General features: G+C 67.1%; 13 protein-coding genes. 6 read left to right on the plus strand and 7 right to left on the minus strand.

Annotated elements, in window-relative coordinates; translation table 11 throughout:
* Window positions 1-35 precede the first annotated feature (35 nt).
* The gene (locus GD628_RS10775; RefSeq protein WP_152274722.1) at window positions 36-1493 is read left to right on the plus strand and encodes an aminobutyraldehyde dehydrogenase; all 1458 of its coding nucleotides are present in this window, start codon (window positions 36-38) and stop codon (window positions 1491-1493) included.
* A gap of 49 nt (window positions 1494-1542) precedes the next feature.
* The gene (locus tag GD628_RS10780) at window positions 1543-2976 is read left to right on the plus strand and encodes an NAD(P)/FAD-dependent oxidoreductase (RefSeq protein WP_226802488.1); all 1434 of its coding nucleotides are present in this window, start codon (window positions 1543-1545) and stop codon (window positions 2974-2976) included.
* 697 nt (window positions 2977-3673) lie between these two features.
* Here the strand turns inward: GD628_RS10780 and GD628_RS10785 are convergent.
* From GD628_RS10785 to GD628_RS10795, 3 genes are all read right to left on the minus strand, one after another.
* Window positions 3674-3889 carry a hypothetical protein gene (locus tag GD628_RS10785; protein ID WP_091606560.1) on the minus strand — a complete coding sequence of 72 codons (216 nt, stop codon included), beginning with the start codon at window positions 3887-3889 and terminating at the stop codon, window positions 3674-3676.
* A 57-nt stretch (window positions 3890-3946) separates the two neighbouring features.
* Window positions 3947-7564 carry a transcription-repair coupling factor gene (gene mfd, locus GD628_RS10790; RefSeq protein ID WP_152274723.1) on the minus strand — a complete coding sequence of 1206 codons (3618 nt, stop codon included), beginning with the start codon at window positions 7562-7564 and terminating at the stop codon, window positions 3947-3949.
* Between the two features lie 192 nt (window positions 7565-7756).
* Window positions 7757-8425 carry a M28 family peptidase gene (locus tag GD628_RS10795; RefSeq protein ID WP_226802489.1) on the minus strand — a complete coding sequence of 223 codons (669 nt, stop codon included), beginning with the start codon at window positions 8423-8425 and terminating at the stop codon, window positions 7757-7759.
* 292 nt (window positions 8426-8717) lie between these two features.
* Between GD628_RS10795 and GD628_RS10800 the strand changes: the two genes are divergently transcribed.
* The 4 genes from GD628_RS10800 (at window position 8718) to nhaA (ending at window position 11767) form a co-directional block, all read left to right on the plus strand.
* Window positions 8718-9413 (plus strand): hypothetical protein, encoded by a 696-nt coding sequence (locus tag GD628_RS10800; protein ID WP_152274725.1) that lies wholly within the window; start codon window positions 8718-8720, stop codon window positions 9411-9413.
* Window positions 9414-9519: 106 nt separating this feature from the next.
* Window positions 9520-10017 (plus strand): DUF2505 domain-containing protein, encoded by a 498-nt coding sequence (locus GD628_RS10805; RefSeq protein ID WP_091606572.1) that lies wholly within the window; start codon window positions 9520-9522, stop codon window positions 10015-10017.
* A gap of 27 nt (window positions 10018-10044) precedes the next feature.
* Window positions 10045-10266, plus strand: a complete 222-nt coding sequence (locus GD628_RS10810; protein WP_091606575.1) for an SCO4848 family membrane protein — start codon at window positions 10045-10047, stop codon at window positions 10264-10266.
* 121 nt (window positions 10267-10387) lie between these two features.
* Window positions 10388-11767 carry a Na+/H+ antiporter NhaA gene (gene nhaA / locus GD628_RS10815; protein ID WP_152274726.1) on the plus strand — a complete coding sequence of 460 codons (1380 nt, stop codon included), beginning with the start codon at window positions 10388-10390 and terminating at the stop codon, window positions 11765-11767.
* A gap of 13 nt (window positions 11768-11780) precedes the next feature.
* On the opposite strand, the gene GD628_RS10820 is transcribed toward nhaA, so the two are convergent.
* The 4 genes from GD628_RS10820 to GD628_RS10835 are packed head-to-tail and all read right to left on the minus strand — an operon-like array spanning window position 11781 to window position 14996.
* Window positions 11781-12791, minus strand: a complete 1011-nt coding sequence (locus tag GD628_RS10820) for a hypothetical protein (protein ID WP_152274727.1) — start codon at window positions 12789-12791, stop codon at window positions 11781-11783.
* Window positions 12788-13693 (minus strand): hypothetical protein, encoded by a 906-nt coding sequence (locus GD628_RS10825; protein ID WP_152274728.1) that lies wholly within the window; start codon window positions 13691-13693, stop codon window positions 12788-12790. The genes GD628_RS10820 and GD628_RS10825 overlap by 4 nt, the downstream gene beginning before the upstream one ends.
* Complete coding sequence (locus tag GD628_RS10830; protein ID WP_091606587.1) at window positions 13693-14418, minus strand: signal peptidase I; 726 nt, start codon at window positions 14416-14418, stop codon at window positions 13693-13695. Before GD628_RS10830 ends, GD628_RS10825 begins: the two co-directional genes overlap by 1 nt.
* An 8-nt stretch (window positions 14419-14426) precedes the next feature.
* Complete coding sequence (locus GD628_RS10835) at window positions 14427-14996, minus strand: hypothetical protein (protein ID WP_091606589.1); 570 nt, start codon at window positions 14994-14996, stop codon at window positions 14427-14429.
* Window positions 14997-15115 lie beyond the last annotated feature (119 nt).

Below are 15115 nucleotides of genomic sequence, written 5' to 3' on the forward strand. Positions count from 1 at the left end.
GAATCTCCACGTCACCACCACTGCAAGGAACACCCATGGCATCCGGAACTTTCATTTCCAACGACTACCGCGCTTCGAACGGCGAAGTGCAGGAGCTCATCAATCCCGCCACCGGCGAGGTCTCGGGCACGCTTACCGCATCCACGGTGGACGACGTCGATTCCGCCGTCGCTGCTGCCCGGGACGCCGCAGCGGGCTGGGCAGCACAGACCCCGGGGCAGCGTGCCCGCGTGCTGCTGAAGCTCGCCGATGCCCTGGAGACGGACGGCGAGGCGCTCACCGAGCTGGAAGTCACGGAGGGCGGCAAACCGTGGACCACCGTGCTGGACGGCGAAATCCCGTTCGGCGCGGACAACCTGCGATTCTTCGCCGGTGCCGCCCGATCCGTGGACGGCACCGGCGCGGGCGTCTTCTCCGACGGTTACACCTCCATGATGGTCCGCCGGCCGGTGGGTGTGGTTGCCGGCATTACGCCGTGGAATTTCCCGCTGATCATGGCGCTGTGGAAGGCCGGCCCCGCGCTGGCCGCCGGCAACACCGTCATCCTCAAGCCTGCCCCGCTGACTCCGGGATCCACGCTGCGCCTGGCCGAGCTGGCTGCTTCCGCGGGCCTGCCGGCGGGTGTGCTGAACGTGGTGACCGGCGGCGGGGATATCGGCTCCGCCCTGGCGGGGCACCGCGGCGTGGACATGGTCTCGGTGACCGGGTCAACTGCCACCGGCCGTGCCGTCATGCAGGGGGCCGTCAAGGACGTCAAGCGCGTTCACCTGGAACTGGGCGGCAAGGCCCCGGCGCTGGTCTTCGCCGACGCCGACGTGGCGCAGATGGCCCGCGCTGTGGCTCTGGGCGCCACCTACAACACCGGCCAGGACTGCACCGCGGCCACCCGCGTGTACATCCACCGGAGCATTTTCGACGACGCCATTGCTGCCCTGCGGGCAGAGCTCAAGGGCATCAACATCGGCAATCCGCATGACCCGGCCACGCACATCGGCCCGCTGATTTCCGCAGCCCACCGGGAGAAGGTGGCAGGGTTTGTGCAGCGCGCGGTCGACGCCGGTGCGCAGGCGCTCGAGGGCGGCTCGCCCCTGGAGGGCCCCGGCTTCTACTTCCCGCCCACCCTCGTGGTGGGTGCCGGGCAGTCCTCGGAACTGGTGCAGGGAGAGATCTTCGGCCCCGTGCTGGTGGCACTGCCCTTCGATACCGAGGAAGACGCCGTCGCCTTGGCCAATGACAGCGCCTACGGCCTTGCTTCCTCGGTCTGGACCGCCGACGTCGGGCGTGCCATCCGCGTCAGCCACCAGCTGGAGGTGGGCGTCACCTGGATCAACGACCACCTGCCGCTGGCTTCCGAGGCCCCGCACGGCGGCGTGAAGGGTTCCGGTTTCGGCAAGGACATGAGCATTGAGCCGCTCCTGGACTACTCCGTGACCCGCCATCTGATGATCCGCCACGCCGTGCCGCCGGAAACCACGGGCTACCGCCCGGCCTGATCCGGCCCAGCATCCACCTGCGAACCACACCCGATCGAAAGCAGATACCGTGCCACGCACCACCCCAACCGCCTACGACCTGGCCGAGCAGCGCATCCCGGCCGCCACCGTCACCGCCGCCCTGTCCACCGCAGTGCCCGCACCCTACTGGCTGGACCGCCCGGAACGCCCCGCTCCCCTGCCGCCGCTGGACTCCCATGTCTCCGCGGACCTGGCAGTTGTCGGCGGCGGATACACCGGCCTGTGGACGGCGCTGCTGGCCAAGGAACGTGATCCGTCCGCCAGCGTGGTGCTGCTGGAGGGCCAGGAGGTGGGCTGGGCGGCGTCGGGCCGCAACGGGGGCTTCGTTTCGGCCAGCCTGACCCATGGCTACAGCAACGGGGTCAAGCACCTGCCCGGGGAGGTGGACCTGCTCCAGGAAATGGGCGACGAAAACCTGGCCGAGTTCGCGGAAACGCTTGAGCGCTACGGGATCGACTGCGGGTTTGAATGGAATGGCACCCTGGCCCTGGCCACCGAGCCGCACCAGGTGGACTGGCTGCGCGAGGAAGCCGGGCACGACGGCGTCGAATTCTTCGACCGGGACAAGGTCCAGGCCGAAGTGAAGTCCCCCCTTTACCTGGCCGGGGCGTGGAACAAGAAGGGCAGCGCACTGGTGGATCCGGCGCGGTTGGCGTGGGGCCTGAAGCGGGCGTGCCTGGAACTCGGCGTGCAGATCTTCGAGCACTCCCCTGTGCGGTCGCTGGCCAAGTCGGCCCACGGTGTCCAGCTGAAAACCGGCGCCGGCACGGTCTCAGCTTCCAAGGTTGCGTTGGCCACCAACGTGTTCCCGTCGCTGCTGCGGCGGGCCCGGCTGCACACCGTGCCGGTGTACGACTATGCACTGATGACCGAGCCTCTCACCGAAGCCCAGCTTGAATCCATCGGCTGGTCACGGCGCCAGGGGCTCGACGACGTCGCGAACCGGTTCCATTACTACCGGCTGACGGAGGACAGCCGGATCCTCTTTGGCGGCTATGACGCGCCTTACCACTACGGCCGCAGCATGGAGCCGGAGTACGACCAGAGCGAAGAGTCCTTCCGCCGCCTGGCCGCTCACTTCCTGGCCACGTTCCCGCAGCTGGAGGGCATCTCATTCACCCATAAGTGGGGTGGGGCGATCGATACCTGCAGCAGGTTCTTCTCGTTCTTCATGAAGGCATACAGCGGACGGGTGGCCTATGCAGCCGGATTCACCGGCCTCGGTGTGGGTGCCAGCCGGTTTGCGGCCAATGTGCTGCTGGACCTGCTCACGGGTTCGCCCACGCGGCGGACCTCCCTGGAGTTGGTCCGTAAGCTGCCGCTGCCGTTCCCGCCCGAGCCTGTTGCGTGGCTGGGCGTGAAGATCACTACCGCCGCGATGGTCCGCTCCGACCGCCGGCAGGGCAAACGCGGCCCCTGGCTGAAACTCATGGACGCCGTCGGCATGGGGTTCGACTCCTAGTTCCTGCCGGCGTTCCTCTGAGGCTCTCTGTGTGGAGGGCCCTCCGGGACGCCGGTGCTTCAAGCCGCGTGCCTCCTTCGGCCCGATTCCCCCTCCCGAAGGAGGCACGCTTTTGCGTGCGCTGTGATTAAGGGGCCGGGTAAGGGGCGGGGCGGTCGGGGCGCCGTGGGGTGAGGGGTAAGGACCGGCGGCGTGAGGGCTGCGGGGTGCTGCGGGGGTACGGGCGACGGGTGCTGCGGGGTACGGGGCGGCGGGTGCTGCGGGGGGGGCCGGCGGGAGCGGCGATGCCGGTATGCGGTTTCTTCGGGCCCGTCTCATCCTGTGGCGCAATCATGTCGCTTTGAGTTCGTCTTCGGAATCCTGTGCTGCAATAACGCTTCTTCCGGGCTTGCTGAACGACCGTTTTGCGTCACAGGATGGACGGCTTCCCTCACAACGAGCCTTATTGCGACACAGGATGCCCCCTCGATCCCCGAGTCCAGCCCGGCCCTTCCACCGTCCAGCCTTTCGGGGAGATAACGCTGCATTCGGCCCCTGCCCCGCAACCATCGGGGAGATAACGCCGCTGAACCCGGCCAGACCCTCAGAACCGCCATGTCCAACACCCGCCGAATCCACGGGTTCGTGGGTCCTAGAGCACGAGCAGATCCAACCCGCACGCACAAATGAGCCCGGCCCGCCACTACGCGCCAACCTGTCATGCCTGCCCCAATACCAGCCACCCGCGGGTTGGCGCATACGGGAGCAGCCGGATTTCCACTGCACCAAACCCCGCCTCAGCGAGGGAAGCACGCAGCGCGTCCCGGGAGCGAAACCGCAGGGTGCTCGTGGATTCCACCCGTTCACCGCCGCGCAGGAAAACGGTGGGCGACTCGAAGGTCACCAGCTCGCCGTCAACACGGTTTACCTGCACCCCAGCGCCACCAGCGCCCAGCGCCGTCGGCCCCACTGCGGCCCGGCCCCCGCGAACCTACTCCTTGAAGATCGCGTCCAGCACCTGGTGCGCCCACTGCAGCATCTCCGCGTCCTGCAGGTCCCGGCCACCGATCTTCGCGGTCTTGGGCTTCGGGATCAGGATCGCATTCAGCGCCGGCTTCACCTGCGAGCCCGGGTACATCCGCTGCAGGCGCATGGTCCGGGATTCGGGCAGGTCTCCCGGGGAGAACTTGATGAAGTTGCCCTGCAGCGCCACGTCGGTCAGCCCGGCCGAGCGCGCATCGACACGGAAGCGGGCGACGTCGATCAGGTTCTTCACTTCCTGCGGCGGTTCGCCGTAGCGGTCCACCAGTTCGGCGAGGACCTCGTCGATCGCCTCGTTCGTCAGCGCGGAAGCCAGCTTGCGGTAGGCCTCCAGGCGCAGCCGCTCCCCCGGAACATAGTCGTGCGGCAGGTGCGCGTTCACCGGCAGCTCGATCTTCATCTCGGCGGCCTTCTCCTCGGCCTCGCCGCGGAAGTCCGCCACGGCCTCGCCGACCAGCCGGATGTACAGGTCGAAGCCGACGCCGGCAATGTGCCCGGACTGCTCGCCGCCCAGCAGGTTGCCGGCACCGCGGATCTCCAGGTCCTTCATGGCCAGCTGCATACCGGCGCCGAGTTCGTTGTGCGCTGCGACAGCCTTCAGCCGCTCCAGCGCCGTCTCGCCCAGGGGCTTTTCCGACGGGTAGAGGAAGTACGCGTAGGCGCGTTCCCGGCCGCGGCCCACACGTCCGCGCAGCTGGTGCAGCTGGGACAGGCCAAAGTGGTCCGCCCGGTCCACGATCAGGGTGTTGGCGTTGGAGATGTCCAGGCCGGTTTCGATGATGGTGGTGCACACCAGCACATCGAACCGTTTCTCCCAGAAGTCCACGATGATCTGCTCAAGCTTCGCTTCGCTCATCTGGCCGTGCGCGACGGCGATCCGGGCTTCCGGGACCAGCTCCTGCAGGTGCGCGGCGGTCCTGTCGATGGAGGAGACCCGGTTGTGCACAAAGAACACCTGGCCTTCACGCATCAGTTCGCGGCGGATCGCGGCCGACGCCTGCTTGTCCGTATACGGGCCAACATAGGTCAGCACCGGGTGCCGTTCCTCCGGCGGGGTGGCCAGGGTGGAGGTCTCGCGGATGCCGGTCAGCGACATCTCCAGGGTTCGCGGAATCGGCGTAGCGCTCATGGCCAGCACGTCCACGTTGGTGCGCAGCTTCTTCAGCGCTTCCTTGTGTTCGACGCCGAAGCGCTGCTCCTCATCCACGATCACCAGGCCAAGATCCTTGAACTGGACCTCCTGCGAGAGCAGCCGGTGCGTGCCGATGATGACGTCCACGGACCCGTTGAGCACGCCTTCGATGACTTCCTTCGCCTGCTTGGCGGTCTGGAAGCGGGAGAGCGTGGCTACGCGGACGGGGAAACCGGAGAAGCGTTCGGAGAAGGTTTCCAGGTGCTGCTGGGCGAGCAGCGTCGTTGGGACCAGGACAGCAACCTGCTTGCCGTCCTGCACGGCCTTGAACGCAGCGCGCACCGCAATCTCGGTCTTGCCGTAACCGACGTCGCCGGAGACCAGCCGGTCCATGGGAATCTCGCGTTCCATGTCCGCCTTGACCTCATTGATGGTGGTCAGCTGGTCCGGCGTCTCCACGTACGGGAATGCCTCTTCCAGCTCGCGCTGCCACGGGGTGTCCTGCCCGAAGGCGTGCCCCTTGGATGACATACGAGCGGAGTAGAGCCGGATCAGTTCCCCGGCGATTTCCTTGACGGCCTTGCGGGCCTTGGACTTGGTCTTCGCCCAGTCGGAGCCGCCCATCTTGGACAGCACCGGGGTCTCCCCGCCCACGTAGCGGGTGATCTGGTCCAGCTGGTCGGTCGGCACGAACAGCCGGTCCCCCGGCGCTCCGCGCTTTGACGGCGCGTACTCCAGCACCAGGTATTCACGGACCGTCTTGTTTACCCCGGCCCCGGTGGCACGCTGCAGCAGCTCCACGAACCGGCCTACGCCATGCTGTTCGTGCACCACGTAGTCGCCTTCCTGCAGCTGCAGGGGGTCGACGGCGTTGCGCCGCCGGGAGGGCATCTTGCGCATGTCCTTGGTGGAGTACGTGCTGGCCCGGCCCAGCAGGTCCGCCTCGGTGAGCAGGCCCATCTTCAGGTTGTCGAAGACGAAGCCGCGCCCGGCGCTGGCGGTGGTTATTTCGATGATGCCCGGCTGCGGCGCGGAGTCCAGGGAGTCCACCCGGGCGGCGGGGATGTCATTGTCGTGGAACAGTTCGGCCAGCCGGGAGGCCGGGCCAGGCCCTTCGGTAACCACGACGACGCGCCATTGGTCCCTGATCCGGGAGCCGATGAAGTCCATCATCTCCGCCACGTCGCCCTTGTAACCCCGCGGTTCGCGGGCGTTGATCGTCAGGGTGTCGATGTCCAGGACGGTCTCGGCGTCCGGATTGAAGGACGTGATGGCCCACCACGCGACGTCGTTGGCCAGGGCCGCGGAGCGGGTGTCCGTCAGGGAGCGGAAGCTGGCGGCTTCCAGGTCCGCGCTGAGCCCGGCGGAGAGATCTACGGGCGCCGCACCGCCGTCGGACGCCGTGGCCCACGCGGCAGCCAGGAATTCCTCGTTGGTGGATTCAAGGTCATGGGCGCGGGCGCGGACTTTCTCCGGTTCAATGACCACGGAAATGGAGCCGGCCGGGAGCTGGCTCATCAGCGGCACCATTTCATCCACCAGCACCGGGGCCAGGGATTCCATGCCTTCGACGGCGATGCCCCCGGCGATCTTCTCCAGCATGTCCGCGGCGGCCGGCATCTGGCCCTGCAGCTTCGCGGCCCGGCTCATGACGTCCGGGGTGATGAGCAGTTCGCGGCACGGAGGGGCGTAGAGCTCCTTGGGGTGGACCACGTGCTCGCCGGTCAGGGTCCGCTGGTCGGCCACGGCGAACCAGCGCATCGAGTCCACCTCGTCGCCGAAGAAGTCTATGCGGATGGGATGGTCGTCGGTGGGCGGGAACACGTCAAGGATGCCGCCGCGCACGGCGAACTCGCCGCGGTGGGACACCATGTCCACGCGGGCGTAGGCGGCGTCGGCGAGCGCCTTGACGACGGCATCGAACGGCCGTTCATCCCCCACGGCCAGGGACACCGGCTGCAGGTCGCCCAGGCCCTTGACCAGGGGCTGCACGACGGCGCGGACGGGCGCCACGACAATCTGGATCGGGTGGTCCTCAGGGTGCGCAAGCCGGCGCAGGACCGAGAGCCTGCGGCCCACGGTGTCCGAGCGGGGTGAAAGCCGCTCGTGGGGCAGGGTCTCCCAGGAGGGGAACTCCTCGATTCCGGCCAGTGGAAGGTAACTGCGCAGGGCTGCGGCGAGGTCTTCCGCCTCCCGCCCGGTGGCCGTGACGGCGAGGACTACGGGAGGTGCGCCGTCGCTCCCGGCGCCGGTGCCGGCGTCGTGCGCTTCCGCCAGGCCGTCCACCATTTCCGCCAGCAGCGCGGCCCGCATACCCTGCGGTGCGCCGATCTCCAGGTCCTGGCTGCGCTTGGCCGGGACCCGCGCGGCATGCGCCCTGAGACGGGAGTAGGACTTGTCCTCGGCGAGGGCGGCGCGCAGACCGTTCAGGCTCATTGCGGGGATATCTCCTTCAGGGCAGGCAACGCAAGAACCCGAAGCTGGCAATCAACCCCGGGTAGGTAATTCCAGCCTACCCGTTGCCTGCCTGCGGTAAGCGGGGATACCGCTCAGGGCGAACCCGGGCAAAAGGGAGGCCGCCCGCAGGTTTCTGCGGACGGCCTCCCCCAGTGGGTGAGAGAGGTGCTCTTAGCGCAGGGCCTCGTGTCCCTTGTAGGCCGGACCCTGGGTTGCCGGAGCGGACGGCAGTGCCCGTGCCGACACTCCCGCGCCGCCACGGATATCCGCGTCAGACTGGGCGAAGGTCAGCGTGGTGTGGGCCACGGCGTCGGACATTTCGCCGAGCGCCTGCTTGCTGATATTGCCCAGGTCGTCGCATGCCGCGTGGTAGCAGGGGTCATAGGACTCGCCGGCTGTTCCGCCGAAGAGCGCCGCTTCCTCTGCGGTCTTCACGCCTTCGGCCCCGGTGAACAGGCCGCCGGCGGGAATGCCGTTGTTGATGAAGGCCTGGTAGTCGGAGCGTCCGTCGAACTCCGTAGGCGCCGTGGGCAGCCCCTGGGATGCGAAGTAGTCCTCGAAGACTCCTTCAATCACGTCGGACCCGGTGGGGCCCGTGGACCCGAATGCCCCGCCGTCACCGTCATAGACAAACCGGACGAAGTTCGTTGACCCGAGCATGTCGAAGTTCAGGTTGAGCAGGGTATTGGCCAGGCCTGCCTCGGCTGGTTCTTCCCGGGCCCCTGATGGGAGCCCGGAACTCCCTTTCCTCCGGAGCTGACCTCCGAGGCGAAGGCCGCTGGAACTCCTGCTGAGAGCGTGAGGACTACGGTCGCTGCCAGGGCAGCCCCGCGCATGGATTTACTAAGTTTCATCGTTCCCCTAAGAGTGCGAGTGAATGAACTGGCCGGATGCGCGCCGCCCCCGAGACACAAGCCGTGCCGCGATGCTAGGCCGGTGCTTCGGGTTCCTAACAGGGCACAGCCCAACTGCAGCCGAAAATTCCCCGGCACTCTTCTCAAGGCAGTCCGATTCGACTAGGTTTCCGCCCGCCGGAGGGCACCGGCTGTGGCTTTTCACCGGTCCGGCTGGCACGCTGAAAGGCACCGGCATCACTGCATCCGCCTGACCCAGCGCATCGGAGGCCTGCCCCATGGGACGCACACCGGGAGCCACATCCAGCCGCGGGACTCTGCTCCTGCTCTCCGCCCTGACCGCACTTTCGCTGCTCTTCACAGCGTGCGCCAACGCCGGGAACCAGGAGGATACTTCCAACAACGCGACCTCCTCGGCAGCTTCCTCCAGCCTGAGCAGTGACTGCGAAACCGGGCCGGAGGCGACGTCGTCGTCCTGCCAGGCGGCCGGTCCGGGCCGCACGGTCGCAGCTGACCGGTGTCCTGATTCTTCCCCCACGCCGCTGGATGGCGGAGTGATTGAAGGCGCGTTCGGCCCCTGGTGCGAGAACGCGATCGCGACCTCGTACCCCACGTCCAACACGGAGGTGCTGATCCCGGAGGGGGCGGAGACCGAGCTGACCATCTCCGAAACAGACATGGACACCACACTGGATATGCAGGTCCAGGGCTTCCCGGCAGGCGTCGCCTATTCGGCCATCCTGCACGAGGGTCCGTGTGCTGAAAGCCCCGGGGACATCGGACCGGAGTACGTCCACCAAGGCAGCGGCGACACCCCAAGCGCCAGTGTGGCGCTGGATTTCACCACCGAGTCGGACGGTTCAGCGACGGCAACGGCTACGCTGCCGTTTGTGGTGCCGGACAACGCGTCCGGCAACTCCCTGGTCCTGGAGGACTCGCAGATGCAGACCGTGGGGTGCGTGCGTATTCCGTAGCCGGGGCACGGCTGCTTTGGGGACTGCCCGGGGAGAGCGACTAGGATGTTTGGCGGGTCCGGTGCAGAAAGCCGGACCTGCCGCACTTTGCCTACCGGAGGACCCCATGGCCCTGTCTGCTTCCACCACCCTGCCCTACGACGCCGCCACGCTGACCAAGACCTTCACCGACGAAGGATTCGTCCGCAGCATCAGCGAGCACGTAGGCGGTTCCCTGGTCTCTCTGACGGTCGACGGCGATACCTCCGGTCCCTTCACCCTCACCGCGGTGCGCCAGCTGCCCACCGACCGGCTCCCGGACATGGCGAAAAAGCTCGTGGGATCCTCCCTGACCGTGACGCAGAAGGAAGAGTGGGACGCCCCGGCAGCAGACGGCTCCCGGACCGCCTCCGTGGACCTGTCCGTGGGCGGCGTGCCGCTGAAGGTCAGCGCCGTACAGCGGCTGGTGGTCCTGGCCGAAGGCACCCGCGTGGACGTCGAAGGATCCGTCTCCTCCTCCATCCCGTTCCTCGGGGACAAGATCGCCAAGGCTGCCGAGCCGATGATCGGCAAGGCCCTGACCATTCAGGCTGCCCAGGCCGGCAAGTGGATCGAAAACAACTAGCCCGCGTCACCAGCCAGGAGTACTTCTTTGGAACTTTCCACCCCGCTGTCCCTTGTCCTGGTCATCGCCGGCCTCTGGTCGATCATGGTCTGGCCCATTTTTCTCAAGCGCGTCCTCAAGGACCCGCAGGCGCGTGACGCCAACGGCGCTCCCACCCGGTTCATGACCACCAACCTCATGATGATCAGCACCGCGATCATTTTCGCACTGGCCACTGCCGTGATCGGCGTGCGGGGCCTTATCGGCTAGCCGTTTGCAGCTGCGTCCCTGCCCCCGGGCCGCAGCATCGGTAAAGTGGGGGAAGGTGAGCCGGGAAGTCTGGTCGGCAGCGAATCTTCCGTACCCGCTTACCTTTTAGGAGCTCTCTTTCATGGCCTCAAACGAGCCGAATCCCCAGCCCTCAGGATCAACCAAAGTCTTTTTCGGCCGTTCCAGCTACAGCGAGCACCTCCGCATCGGCGAGATCCTCCGCAAGGAAACCGTGGGCGGCATCCTGCTGCTCATCGCCACGGTGGCGGCGCTCATCTGGGCCAACTCACCGGCGTCGGAAAGCTACTTCTCCGTCCGCGACTTCACGTTCGGCTACGAGCCATGGCACCTGGACCTGAGCGTCGGGGCGTGGGCGGCCGACGGACTGCTGGCTATTTTCTTCTTCCTCGTGGGTCTGGAGCTCAAGAAGGAATTTGTCGCCGGTGACCTGCGGCAGATCAGCAAGGCGATCGTGCCGGTGGCCGCAGCCTTCGGCGGAGTCGTCATTCCCGCCCTGATCTACGCGGGCATCCAGGTTGCTACCGGGGCGGACGGCATGCGCGGCTGGGCCATACCGACGGCGACGGATATCGCCTTCGCGCTGGCCGTCCTGGCTGTCATCAGTTCCCACCTGCCCACGGCCCTGCGGATTTTCCTGCTGACCCTTGCCGTGGTCGATGACCTCATTGCGATCACCATCATCGCGCTCTTCTACTCCGAAGACGTGAACCTGCTGATGCTGGGGCTCATGCTGGTTCCGCTGGCCCTCTTCACAGTGCTGGTGCAGCGCGCCCCGCGGTTCTTCGGAACCCGTCCGTGGGCGTTCTGGGTGTTCCTGGCTCCGCTGGCCGTGGCCGTCTGGATCCTGATGCATGCTTCCGGCGTACACGCCACAGTTGCCGGCGTGCTGCTCGGGTTCGCTGTTCCGGTACTGCGGCGCGATCCGGCGGGCGGCACGCTGCCGCACAGTGAAGACAAGCCGGGCCTGGCCGAAATCTTCGAGCACAGGTTCCGCCCCATCTCCACAGGCTTTGCGGTGCCGGCCTTCGCGTTCTTCTCTGCCGGCGTCGCGATTGGCGGTATTGAAGGCCTGGGCCGCGCGCTGACCGATCCGGTGGCTGTCGGCATCGTGGCCGCCCTGGTTCTCGGCAAGCCGATCGGCGTGCTGCTGACCACCTGGGTCCTGACGTTCTTCACCAAGGCGACCCTGGACCAGTCGGTGAAGTGGGTGGACCTGACCGGCATCGGCATCCTGGCAGGCATCGGCTTCACGGTGTCCCTGCTGGTCAACGATCTCAGCTTCGGCATGGGCTCGGCCCATCACGAGGACGCCAAGATCGCGATCCTAACGGCGTCCGTACTCGCCGCCGCCCTGGCGTCGGTCCTGCTCACCATCCGCAACCGCCGCTACGCGGTGCTGGAGAAGGCCGAACGGCTGGACGCGGACAACGACGGCATTCCCGACGTGTTCCAGGAGGGCAACGGGCACCCGGGACGCTAGGCTCCCCTGCCGCTCAGCCCCGCAGTTCGTTCCCTGTAGCCCAGCACTCGTGGCTGTTCGCGCCCAGCTGGTAGGTCAGGTATACCGGATCGCCGGCGGTTGTCCCGTTCATGGGCTGGACCCGCACGGAGTACTGGGAGAAGTGCTGGGTGGATCCGCCGGGCTGGCTCAGGCTGGTCCTGAACCTCGTCTGGGTGGTTGCCTGGTTCGTCTGCGCTCCGTAGCGCCCGTTGGCTGACCGGATCGTCACGTCGTAGCTGGCGGCGCCGGACGAGGCCGCCCAGTTGAGCACCAGTTCGGCGTACCCGTTCCTGCCACGGACCAGTTCCGGAAGAGTGCACGTCAGCGGGTTGATCTTGCCCAGCGGCGCAGCGTTTGGCGCTGCTGCTGCGTGCGGATCCGCCCAGTAGCAGTTGGTCACGTTGTAGTGCTCGTACTTGTACGTCCAGTAGAGCGGGTCACCGGCCACCGATCCGTTCATGGGCATGACGCGCACACGGTAGTCCGTGTAGTACGGCGTCGGGTTCGAAACCGGCTTGCCGTACTGGTCAACCGCGGCGCGGTCGAAGCGGAACGTGGCGCTGGCAGCCGGAACCGTCTGCGTCTGGGCGTAGGGGTAGGCGGAGTTCGTTGAGGTCACGGAGATGACGTAGTGGGTTACGGGCCCGGCCGCGGCCCACGTAAAGGTGGTGTCCGTGCGCTGGTTGCCGGTGGCCGCGGTGCAGGTGCCCGGGGACGGTTTTCCTGGTCGGGCGGCGAAGACCGGATCTGCCTGGTTGACGACGGTACCGGGCGGGGTGGGCGTTGGCTGCGGGGTGGGAACAGCCGGCACCGGCTTTCCGGCGGTTACCGTGATCGCTGCCGTGCCCTGCTGGTTCCACAGTGCCCAGGCAGCCGGTGCGCCGAGGCCCAGCACAACCGTCACGGCGAAGGCAGCCGCGGCAATCCGGGACCCCGGAAGCTCCCGGAACCGCTGCAGCACGTTCTTCCTCCGCGGCTTGCCCACCTGCTCGTTCTCCTTCATTGTGTCCTTCGGGTTATGCGTATCCGGGCAGCGGCGGCCGCGAAGAAGGCGGCGGCCAGCAACACCATCAACGTACCCTGCCAGGTGCGGATGATTGGCTCCACGGTGCTTTCGAGGAACGACGCCGGTGTGATCCGCGGCGGAAGATCCGGTGTACCCGAGGCCTTGGGGAGCCCCGCCGGTGCCGCGGCTTCGCCGAACGCCGGGACAGCGTTGAGCGGCGCGGCCGTGCCTCCGGTTCCGGGGACGGCAATGACTGCGGCTGTGCCCGGCCCGGGCTGGACGGCAGGTCCGGATCCCCGGGTGCCGGAGTCCTGCCCTCCGGGAACTGGATTCTGTGTGTCCGAACCATCAGTGGCCTGGCAGGCTGAGCGGCCGCCGGCTGCATCCAGGAGCAGGATGATGTCGAAGGAGCCGCGCCGGTTCATGGTGGTGTTGGGTGATTCAAGGACCAGGCCGGTGCTGAGATCCAGCCGGCGTGCTGCACCGGCTTCGAGGAGCACGGGTGTTCCGACGTCACTGCAGGCCTCGCTGCCGGGCAGGGCCGCGGATGCAGCACCCGCGCCGAGCCTGGAACGGAATTCAAGATACCCGGAGAGCTCAGGAGCCATTCCGGCCCCGGTCACCGCCAGGGAAAAATAGGCTGGTTCAGCTGAATTGTTCCGAATCCACAGGGTCCTGGACTGGGAGCTTCCCGGATTCAGGTGCAGGCCCTCCGGGAAGACGGGCTGGCTGGCCGAAGCCGCGAAGGAAGTTCCATCGAAGCTGACCTGGAGGGAATCGGCGTCCGCGTGGGCGGCCGGGGGCGCTGCAAGGGACATGGAGGCGAACACTCCGGCTCCGAGGAGCGCCAGGCCGGCCCTGGCACCGCGGGGCGCTGGGGTCCGGCGGGAAGGATTCATCAGACTGCCACGCTCTTGGGGGCATGTGCTGAGTGGAAGCCTGAAACGGCGTGGTCGCAGTGGTCGCACTCGTGCAGGACGGGGTCGTCATGGAAGGCGTCAGGGCGGGAGTGGAAGCCGGCGTCGTCGCGGAGGGGAAGTTCCAGGACCACCGCGTCCACTTCGGGTTCCGGAGACTTGCGCTTGGCTTCAAGGGCGCCGCGGACCAGCAGGACGATTCCGTAACCGAGCAGGCCAACTGCTGCCCACTGTGCGATCTCGCCGCGTTCGCTGCTGCCGAGACCGTTCGCCACGAAGCCGACGTACGGGACGGCGTAGGAGAGCTTGCCGCGGATCTGGGCTTCCTGGACGGCGGCTTCGTCGGCCACGTCATTGTTGTCTCCCTGGGTTGCGAACAGCCGCTCACCGTTCTGTCCCGTGGAGATGCCGATGATCCGGTGCGTGATGACCGTGGGATCCCCGGACTCGATCTGGTAGGTGATGATGTCACCCGTCTTGAGCTGGTCCGCCGGGATCGGCTTGACGACGAGGAAGGTGCCGGGTGCGTAGTTCGGTGCCATGGAGCTCGTTAGCACGGTGTAGGTCTGCGATCCGGTCGCCAGCGGAATGACAATCAGGACCAGGGCGGCCAGCGCAGCAGCGCACATGGCTACCAGGCTCAGGGCCGAACCGGTGAACTTCAGTGCCCGGAGTGCCGGTGAGGGATTGCTGCGGCCTTTTGACATGGAAGTTCCTATCCTTTTTGTTCGACGGTGAGCGGAATCGAAATTGTGGAAGTCTGGCCCTCTGCATTTGCCGCTGCCGAGAGCGTTACGCGGAAGCAAAGGACACCCGAGGTGCCCTTGGGCAGCTCGAGGGCCGGGGCTGCGGGCCCCGTGAACAGAGCCGGGTTGGAACAGGCGGCCAGGTCCGCGCCGCCGACGGCGCGCTGGTCAATGGCCAGCAGGGGCGCGAGGCTGCCTCCGACTACCGGCTGGCCGGCGGTGGCTGCCAGTGTGAACGTTCCCCCGGCGTCAGTGAGGTTAGTCAGCTTCACGCCGGCGTACACCGACTCGCCGGCGTTCACCGGCCCGAGCGGAGCGGTGGCCAGTCCAACGGTGCCCTGGCTGCCGTCCGGCTGTTCCATCATGACGACGCCGGCACCGCCATCCATTTCCACGTTGAAGGAAGCGGCCTGGAGGCTTCCGCCGGCCGAAGGTGCAGAAGCACTCCACAGGGCGTAGGTGCCTTGAACGGTCATGAGCCCCAGCAGCACGGCACAGAGCACGAGCCCTGTCCCCTTCAGTGCTGCTTTCATTGCCATGCCCTGCTTTCCGACTGTGCTGCAGTTTTTTCGGGGGGGGGGTGGCGGGGGGGGGGGGGGGGGGGGGGGGGGCGCCCCCCGAGAAAGCTTCCCGTGTAGGGGGTGGTGCGGTGCAGCGG

The organism is Arthrobacter koreensis, from assembly GCF_009193255.1.
Taxonomy (GTDB): Bacteria; Actinomycetota; Actinomycetes; order Actinomycetales; family Micrococcaceae; genus Arthrobacter_B; species Arthrobacter_B koreensis.

Coding starts and splice junctions, on each gene's coding strand:
- GD628_RS10775 (WP_152274722.1), top strand. CDS start 36: ATGGCATCCGGAACTTTCATTTCCAACGACTACCGCGCTTCGAACGGC.
- mfd (WP_152274723.1), bottom strand. CDS start 7,564: ATGAGCCTGAACGGTCTGCGCGCCGCCCTCGCCGAGGACAAGTCCTAC.
- GD628_RS10800 (WP_152274725.1), top strand. CDS start 8,718: ATGGGACGCACACCGGGAGCCACATCCAGCCGCGGGACTCTGCTCCTG.
- GD628_RS10805 (WP_091606572.1), top strand. CDS start 9,520: ATGGCCCTGTCTGCTTCCACCACCCTGCCCTACGACGCCGCCACGCTG.
- nhaA (WP_152274726.1), top strand. CDS start 10,388: ATGGCCTCAAACGAGCCGAATCCCCAGCCCTCAGGATCAACCAAAGTC.
- GD628_RS10820 (WP_152274727.1), bottom strand. CDS start 12,791: ATGAAGGAGAACGAGCAGGTGGGCAAGCCGCGGAGGAAGAACGTGCTG.
- GD628_RS10825 (WP_152274728.1), bottom strand. CDS start 13,693: ATGAATCCTTCCCGCCGGACCCCAGCGCCCCGCGGTGCCAGGGCCGGC.
- GD628_RS10830 (WP_091606587.1), bottom strand. CDS start 14,418: ATGTCAAAAGGCCGCAGCAATCCCTCACCGGCACTCCGGGCACTGAAG.
- GD628_RS10835 (WP_091606589.1), bottom strand. CDS start 14,996: ATGGCAATGAAAGCAGCACTGAAGGGGACAGGGCTCGTGCTCTGTGCC.